Source organism: Kitasatospora sp. A2-31 (assembly GCF_022288725.1).
Classification (GTDB): Bacteria; Actinomycetota; Actinomycetes; order Streptomycetales; family Streptomycetaceae; genus Kitasatospora.
The window spans coordinates 1-1103 of the sequence record NZ_JAKNTA010000258.1 but is presented as its reverse complement, the minus strand read 5'-3'; the positions used below and the strand labels follow the sequence as shown (position 1 = coordinate 1103).

Genomic DNA, 1103 nt, shown 5'->3' with positions numbered 1-1103 from the left:
GCTTCGGCCTGCCGCTGCTGACCCGCCTCGCCGACGGCGAGCGCACCCGCGCCAAGCACCCGCGCGGCCTGATCCTGGTCCCGACCCGCGAGCTGGCGATGCAGGTCGCCGACGCCCTGGAGCCGTTCGGCTCGGTGCTCGGCCTGCGCCTCAAGGTCGTCTGCGGCGGTACCTCGATGTCCAACCAGATCTACGCGCTGGAGCGCGGTGTCGACGTCCTGGTCGCCACCCCCGGCCGTCTGCGCGACCTGATCAACCGCGGCTCCGCCAAGCTCGACGACGTCCAGGTCGCCGTCCTCGACGAGGCCGACCAGATGGCCGACATGGGCTTCCTGCCCGAGGTCACCGAGATCCTCGACCAGGTGCCGGCCGGCGGCCAGCGCCTGCTGTTCTCCGCCACGCTGGAGAACGAGATCGACACCCTGGTCAAGCGCTACCTGAACAGCCCGGTCACCCACGAGGTCGACCCGTCGGCCGGCGCGGTCACCACCATGACCCACCACATCCTCGTGGTGAAGCCCAAGGACAAGGCGCCGATCACCAACGCGATCGCCGCCCGCAAGGGCCGCACGATCATCTTCGTCCGCACCCAGATGGGCGCCGACCGCGTCGCCGAGCAGCTGATCGAGGCCGGCGTCAAGGCCGACGCGCTGCACGGCGGCATGACCCAGGGCGCCCGCACCCGCGTCCTCGGCGACTTCAAGGACGGCTACGTCAACGTCGTCGTCGCCACCGACGTCGCCGCCCGCGGCATCCACGTGGACGGCATCGACCTGGTCCTCAACGTGGACCCGGCCGGCGACCACAAGGACTACCTGCACCGCTCCGGCCGCACCGCCCGTGCCGGCCGCTCCGGCACCGTCGTCACCCTGGTGCTGCCGCACCAGCGCCGCGGCGTCTTCCGTCTGATGGAGGACGCGGGCGTCGACGCCTCGCGCCACATCCTCGACCACGCCTTCGACGCCGAGGTCGCCCGGATCACCGGCGCCCGCTCGCTGATCGAGGTCCAGGCCGAGAGCGCCGCCGGCATCGCCGGTGCCGCCGAGCGCGAGCTGGCCGAGATGACCCGCCAGCTGGAGCGCGCACAGCGCCGCGCCACCGAG

The 1103-nt window shown here is 72.4% G+C and carries 1 protein-coding gene; it reads left to right on the top strand.

The window, feature by feature from the left end; genetic code table 11:
• Positions 1-1103 (top strand): DEAD/DEAH box helicase (locus tag MCM47_RS41300; RefSeq protein WP_238951893.1); only part of this gene is annotated, 1103 nt, incomplete at both ends.